The sequence below is a fragment of the Marinobacter sp. MBR-105 genome (assembly GCF_053628895.1).
In genome coordinates this window covers 61,238-67,374 of record NZ_JBRJHG010000021.1, presented here as the reverse complement: position 1 = coordinate 67,374, position 6,137 = coordinate 61,238, and the positions used below count along the sequence as shown (strand labels likewise).

The 6,137-nt window shown below is 58.8% G+C and carries 6 protein-coding genes; 4 read left to right on the top strand and 2 right to left on the bottom strand.

Features of this window, described 5'->3' with window-relative positions; translation table 11 throughout:
* Positions 1-455: 455 nt before the first annotated feature.
* Positions 456-1,514, top strand: coding sequence for a fatty acid desaturase family protein (locus ACSSVV_RS19180; protein ID WP_454106766.1), 1,059 nt, complete (start codon positions 456-458; stop codon positions 1,512-1,514).
* Here the strand turns inward: ACSSVV_RS19180 and ACSSVV_RS19175 are convergent.
* Positions 1,511-2,491: a D-2-hydroxyacid dehydrogenase gene (locus ACSSVV_RS19175; protein ID WP_022990917.1), complete on the bottom strand. Its 981-nt coding sequence runs from the start codon at positions 2,489-2,491 to the stop codon at positions 1,511-1,513. The two genes, ACSSVV_RS19180 and ACSSVV_RS19175, sit on opposite strands and share 4 nt — an antisense overlap.
* A gap of 200 nt (positions 2,492-2,691) precedes the next feature.
* Here ACSSVV_RS19175 and ACSSVV_RS19170 point away from each other — a divergent pair, with 200 nt between their 5' ends.
* The 3 genes from ACSSVV_RS19170 to ACSSVV_RS19160 all read left to right on the top strand — a co-directional run bounded on the left by ACSSVV_RS19170 (position 2,692) and on the right by ACSSVV_RS19160 (position 4,774).
* Positions 2,692-3,918, top strand: a complete 1,227-nt coding sequence (locus ACSSVV_RS19170; RefSeq protein WP_011785682.1) for a pyridoxal phosphate-dependent aminotransferase — start codon at positions 2,692-2,694, stop codon at positions 3,916-3,918.
* Positions 3,919-3,926: 8 nt separating this feature from the next.
* The gene (locus tag ACSSVV_RS19165) at positions 3,927-4,118 is read left to right on the top strand and encodes a CPXCG motif-containing cysteine-rich protein (RefSeq protein ID WP_022990918.1); all 192 of its coding nucleotides are present in this window, start codon (positions 3,927-3,929) and stop codon (positions 4,116-4,118) included.
* 89 nt (positions 4,119-4,207) lie between these two features.
* Complete coding sequence (locus ACSSVV_RS19160; protein ID WP_022990919.1) at positions 4,208-4,774, top strand: DUF1439 domain-containing protein; 567 nt, start codon at positions 4,208-4,210, stop codon at positions 4,772-4,774.
* Between the two features lie 93 nt (positions 4,775-4,867).
* Here the strand turns inward: ACSSVV_RS19160 and ACSSVV_RS19155 are convergent, their stop codons facing one another.
* On the bottom strand, positions 4,868-6,127 hold the full coding sequence (locus tag ACSSVV_RS19155) for an aspartate aminotransferase family protein (protein WP_454106765.1): 1,260 nt from the start codon (positions 6,125-6,127) through the stop codon (positions 4,868-4,870).
* Positions 6,128-6,137 lie beyond the last annotated feature (10 nt).

Genomic DNA, 6,137 nt, shown 5'->3' with positions numbered 1-6,137 from the left:
GGGCTTAGCCGTTCTTCGTGAACCGCCGTGGTACGGAACCGTATGCCCGGTGGTGTGGGAGGGCTCCGGGGGTGACCCCGGACCCTACCCGATTCGGCTTGCTTGTGTTCTGTAGCTCTCGGGGCTGGTGCTGTGCCGCAGGTGGGGAGGCTTTCCCTGGGACCGCTACAAGCACTTCCCTGTGCGCTTCTCTTTGGCCATCCATGGCCAAAGACATCCCAGGGAAAGCCTCCCCACCTGCGTCATCATGCTTTGGTGATTGCTTATCGGGATACGCTTGTTACCCATTTTATGGGCGGGTTCCCTTTCTCGTTCTTTGGCCATTGTTTTATTGGGTTTTCTGTTGTAGTTTTCGGCTAACAAGTGTGCGCTGAAAGTTTCGTGCATGGTAAGTGTGTTCAACAGCAAATGGTGACAGGTAAAAGATGAACGCAGCAGTGAAACCCGAAACAAGTGTGAGTGCTGTCTTCGGAAAGCCGGACGAACGGGAACTCCGGGATCGCATGAAAAAGGAACTTCCCGCTGACACGTTCAAGCCGCAGACCTGGCGGGTGACCTGGTTTCTGCCTCTGCAGGCCATTATCTGGGGTGGGCTGGCCGTTATCCTGATGGCGGGTTTGCCGTGGTACGCCAACCTGGGGCTGGCATTGCTGGTGGGGCATACCATAGGTTGCCAGGCACTGCTAGCCCATGAGGTGCTGCATGGTGCTCTGGGCATGAGCCGGCGCTGGCAGAATGTGTTTGGTTGGCTGGGGTTTGGGCCGTTGTTGGTGCCGCCGGAGTTCTGGCGCAAGTGGCACAATGTCGTGCATCACGGTAACACCAATACCGGCGATACGGACCCGGACAGCTTCGGCACGCTGCGTCGTTACAAGACCAATCCAAGCCAGAAGAAGTTTCACAAGTTGGCTCCGGGTTCGGGTACCTGGTACAGCTATCTGTTCCTGACCTATTCCTTCACCTTCCACGCCCAGCTGGTGCTGTGGATTCAGGCGAAACGCCGCAAGCAGTTCAAGGGGTTTGATCGCCGGAAGGCCATCGCCCAGGTGTTTCTGTGCCTGGGGGGCTGGCTGGCGCTGGCTGTGGTTTCTGGCTCTCTCGCGCTGTTTACGGTGCTGATTCCGTTCATGGTGGCCAATGCGCTGGGGCAGGGCTATATCCTCACCAATCACTTCCTGCGCCCGCAGACGGCCACCAATAACCCGCTGGATAACTCCATGAGCCTGCGTAGCCATCCGGTGCTGGACCGACTGCATTTCCGCTTTAGTCACCACGTCGAACACCACTTCTTTCCGAAAATGGCCCACAACATGGCGCCGAGGGTTCGCAAGTGGCTGGAGGAAAACGAGCCGGAGCGTTATATGGCCATGCCTCATGGCACGGCGCTCAGGATGCTCTACACCACTCCGCGGGTGTACAAATCCCCGACGGAGTTGGTGGATCCTAATGATGAAAGCCGGGTGTTTGATTTGCTGCCGTTACAATCAGAGTACTCAGCAGCTAATCTGAATTAACTCCCGGCGTAGCCAAGTTCTTTGTTCACCAGGTTAAACAGCTCACCCCGCTTGTGCCACCGATCAAAGTTCTCCAGGAACTGATCGGTGAGCGCCCGTTTCCAGCCGATAAAATCACCGGCCATATGGGCGGTCATGATCACGTTTTCCCGCTGCCAGAGCGGGTGATCCGAGGGCAGGGGCTCCTCCTCAAAAACATCCAGTCCGGCGCCGGCAATCTCGCCATCGTCGAGTGCCTTGAGCAGGGCTTCGGTATTGACGATCGGGCCGCGGCCGATGTTGATCAGGCGTGCGGTCTTTTTCATGGCGGCAAAGGCTTTGGCATCAAACAGGCCTTCGGTTTGTGGCGTCAACGGCGCCGCAATCACCACGAAGTCTGCATGTGAGAGCTGCTCATAGAGCTCATCGTTGCCATGCACCGCCACGAAATCCGGGTCATCATGTCTCGGGGTACGGGCGATACCGTGGGCGTGCAGGCCGATGGCCTTTACCAGCCGGCCAATCTGCCGGCCGATGGAGCCAGCGCCAACCACCAGTACCTGTTTGCCCTCGGCCCGTTCGGTATCCCGGTGTTTCCACTCCTGATTCATCTGCAGCCGGATGGAGCGGGGGAAATCCTTGGCGAACATCAGGATGGTACAGAGCACGTATTCGGCGATGGTGCGGTCGAAAATGCCACGGGCGTTGGTGACCACCACATCGCTCTTGATCAGGGCGGGAAACATCAGCGCATCCACCCCCGCGCTGGTGGCGTGAATCCATTGCAGCTTGTCAGCACAGGGCCAGGCCGCTTCAAGGGCTTCGGTACGGAAGTCCGTGACCATCATGACATCGGTGCCTGGCAGGCTTTCACGCAGGGTGGGTTCGTCGCAGGCGAAGCGCACTTCAGCCCGGGCCCTGACCGCCTCTATACCCGGCGGTGCCGGCTCTCCCGGTGCTGTCAGAACGGTAACGACCGGTTTGCGTGAATCTGTCATGTAACCTCCGGTAATGGTGCACTCAATAACGACTGTCTTACTAGTCTGGTAGGCGGTTGTGGCCTGGTCAACCTGAGGCGGCCGGAACCGGTTTTTCAGGGGTTCGGTTATCCTTTAGTCCCGCTTGCTTGTACCCCCCCTCTTTCCTGACTAACCTGCAAAGGTACGCTTTTATTTACCCTGTCCCCCAGGAGGTGCTTATGGCGGAATCCGCGAACAAGGACACCGGCCAGACCAAGCCGCGTAAAGTGAAGTACCGGAAGACCAAGGCCAGTTGGAACCCTGCCATGCAGGCCATTCCTGTTTCGGGGATTCGTCGCCTGGTGAATATGGCATCTACCATGAAGGATGTGATTCATCTGTCGATCGGCCAGCCAGATCTGCCCACGCCCAAACATGTTATCGACGCCTACATTGATGCGCTCAATGCCGGCCAGACCGGTTACACCATGGATGCCGGCCTGCCGGAGTTGCTGGTTGCACTGCGGGATTACTATGGCAAGCGCTACAACCGCAAGCTCACCCGTGACAACATCCTGGTAACGAGCGGCGCGACTGAAGCCATGTATCTGGCCATTTCGGCCACCTCGGCGCCCGGGCGGCAGTTCATCGTGACCGACCCATCGTTTCTGTTGTATGCACCTTTGATCCGGATGACCGGGGGTGAGGTGAAGTTTGTTCCCACGCGGGCCGAGAACAACCACCAGCTGGATCCGGACGATGTGATTCGGGCCATGGGCTCCCGCACCTTTGCGCTGATCCTGAACAACCCGAACAACCCCACCGGGGCGGTGTATCCCCGCAGTACCGTGGAGACCATTCTGGAAGAGTGCGCCTATCGTGGTATCCAGGTATACGCCGATGAAGTGTATGACCACCTGATTTTTGATGACGATGATTTTGCCAGTGTCCTCAATTGTTCCATGGACCTGGATAACATCATGTGCATCAGCAGTTTCTCCAAAACCTACAGTATGGCCGGCCTGCGCGTAGGCTGGGTCATTTCCAGCCAGGCGGCGATCAAGTCCCTGCGCCGGTACCATATGTTCACCACCTCAGTGGCCAATACCCCATCCCAGTTTGCCGGAGTGGCGGCGCTGACGGCCGACCAGCAATGCGTTCAGGACATGGTGGATATCTACCGGGAGCGTCGGGACAAGGTTGTCGAGTTGATTGATCAAACCCCTTACCTGACCGGCTACAAGCCCGGCGGTGCCTTTTTCGCTTTCCCGGACTTGCCGCCCCACGTGGATGGTTCGGATCTGGCCTTGCGCATGCTGAAGGAAACCGGTGTCTGCGTGGTGCCGGGGGACGCCTTTGGTGAGCACTGCACCAACGCCTTGCGGTTCAGTTTCTCCACTACCTGCGAGCGTATGGAAGAGGCCTTTGACCGGATCATCCCCTGGATGGCCAAACAGCAGTTCTGAGGCCTGGCATGTCGGCTCTGGAATCCGTCCTGATTCAATGTCCCTACTGTTGGGAGACGCTGGATATCAGCGTCGACCCGACCGTGCCTGAGCAGGAATATGTCGAGGACTGCCAGGTGTGCTGTCAGCCCATTGTTCTGACTGTCCAGTTGGAAGAGGGGCGAGTCGTCAGCGTGGATGCCCGCCCAGAGAATGAGTAAGCGCATGACCAATCGTTAATGCCAGTCAGTTGCGGTGCAGGGCGCTCTGGCGCAGGATAAAAGCCGACCAATTTGCAGGGAATCCAATCATGTTGAATCACGCCAAAGCCTGGCTGCTGTCTCTGTTCGTTGTGCTGACGGCTAGCGGCTGCGCAAGCCTTTCGCCCTACGCCATCTCCGAGGGTGAGATTGAGGGTCACCTGAAGGATGTGGTGGCGGAGTTTGATCGAAAACAGCTGCAGAGTGGGTCGCCTCTCAGTCTCAGCCTGGATGACGCGGATATTACCCTTGGACCTGATGGTCGGGACGTAGCGGTGATCGACCTGCGTGGACAGGTAGCCCTGAATGCGTTGATGGCCAAGTTACCCGTGGACCTCGCTTTGAAAGTGGAGGGCGCGCCGGTATACGACCGCCAGGAGAAAGCGGTGTATATCCGCCGCTTGCAGTTGCTGGAGAGCTCGATTGACTCGCCCTTCTTCAAAGGGGATCTGGCACCCATCACCGACAATGTCATGCGGGCGGTGGCCCAGATGCTGGAAACCATGCCGGTGTATCGTCTGGATGAAACCGATTTCGCCCAGCGCATGTTCGGGATGGTACCGATGGATGTGCGGGTAGCCCCGGGACGACTGGAGTTTGTGATGGCGGATCAGTAAGACCGGATCCTGCCTTCCGGTGAGTGGAAGCAAAAAGTCCGGGTGGATGACGTTCCTCCCGGCCTTTCTGTTTGCTGGTGCCGGCCTATGGGCTCAGGCCGTGGCTTTCAGCGCCTCTTCGAAGATGCCGGTGGCTTCGTCAATCTGTTGCTGGTTGACGATCAGCGGCGGCAGCCAGCGCACTATTTCCTGGTATGGGCCACACCGCAGCATCAGCAGCCCCCGCTTTTCACATTCTTTCAGGATCTTGCCGGCGCGTTCTCCGTCCGGGCAGTCTCCGCGGCGCATCTCCACGCCAACCATCAGGCCTTTGCCCCGAACATCTGCCATTTCCGGGTAGTCTTTTTTCAAACTGTGCAGGTTGTCCCACAGGCGTTTGCCCATCGCATCGGCGTTCTGCACAAGACCCTCTTCCTGAATCACGTCGATGGTTGCTATGGCGGCAGCCGCCGCTACAGCGTTGCCGCCATAGGTGCCGCCCTGAGAACCCGGCCAGCCCTTGGCCATGGTTTCTTCTGAAGCCGCCAGAGCAGAAATGGGGAAGCCGCTGGCCAGGCCTTTGGCGATCATGATGGCGTCGGGTGTTACCCCGAAGTGTTCGTGGGCCCAGAACTTGCCGCTGCGGCCGAACCCGGCCTGGACTTCGTCAAACACCAGCATGATGCCGTGCTTGTCGCAGCGCTCCCGCAACCCCTGCATAAAACGAGCGTTGGCCGGCACGTAGCCACCCTCGCCCTGGACCGGCTCAATCAGCATGGCCGCGGTTTCCTTGGGGGCGGAATAGGTCACGAAGATGCGATCCAGCTCTCTCAGGCAGAAGTCCGTGGCCTCATCCAGGCTCCAGCCGTAATGGAAGGCATGAGGGAATGGCGCGACGACCACGCCCCCCATCATCGGGCTGACGCCGGCTCGCAGGCCCACGCTGGAGGTGGTCATGGACAGTGAGCCCATGGTGCGACCATGAAAGCCGCCATGGAATACGATCACATTGGGGCGGCCGGTGGCCTGGCGCACCAGGCGGATGGCACCTTCGGCCACTTCGGTGCCGGCATTGGAAAAGAAAAAGGCATTCAGTGGGTCCGGAGTCAGGGCGCCGAGCTTTTCTGCCAGTTCCGGTAGTCTCGGGTTCATGACCGTGGTGGCCTGGGCATGGATCATGGTGGCCACCTGCTTCTGGGCCGCTTCCACCACTTTCGGGTGACAGTGCCCGGTACTGGTGACACCAATGCCGGAGGTAAAGTCCAGGTAACGGCGACCTTCCGGGTCAATAATATAGGCACCTTCGCCTTTGGCGGCGGTGATGCCGGTAGCCTGCTTGAGCAGGGGAGACAGTTTGCCTTTATGGTCGGTCATGGACACCTCC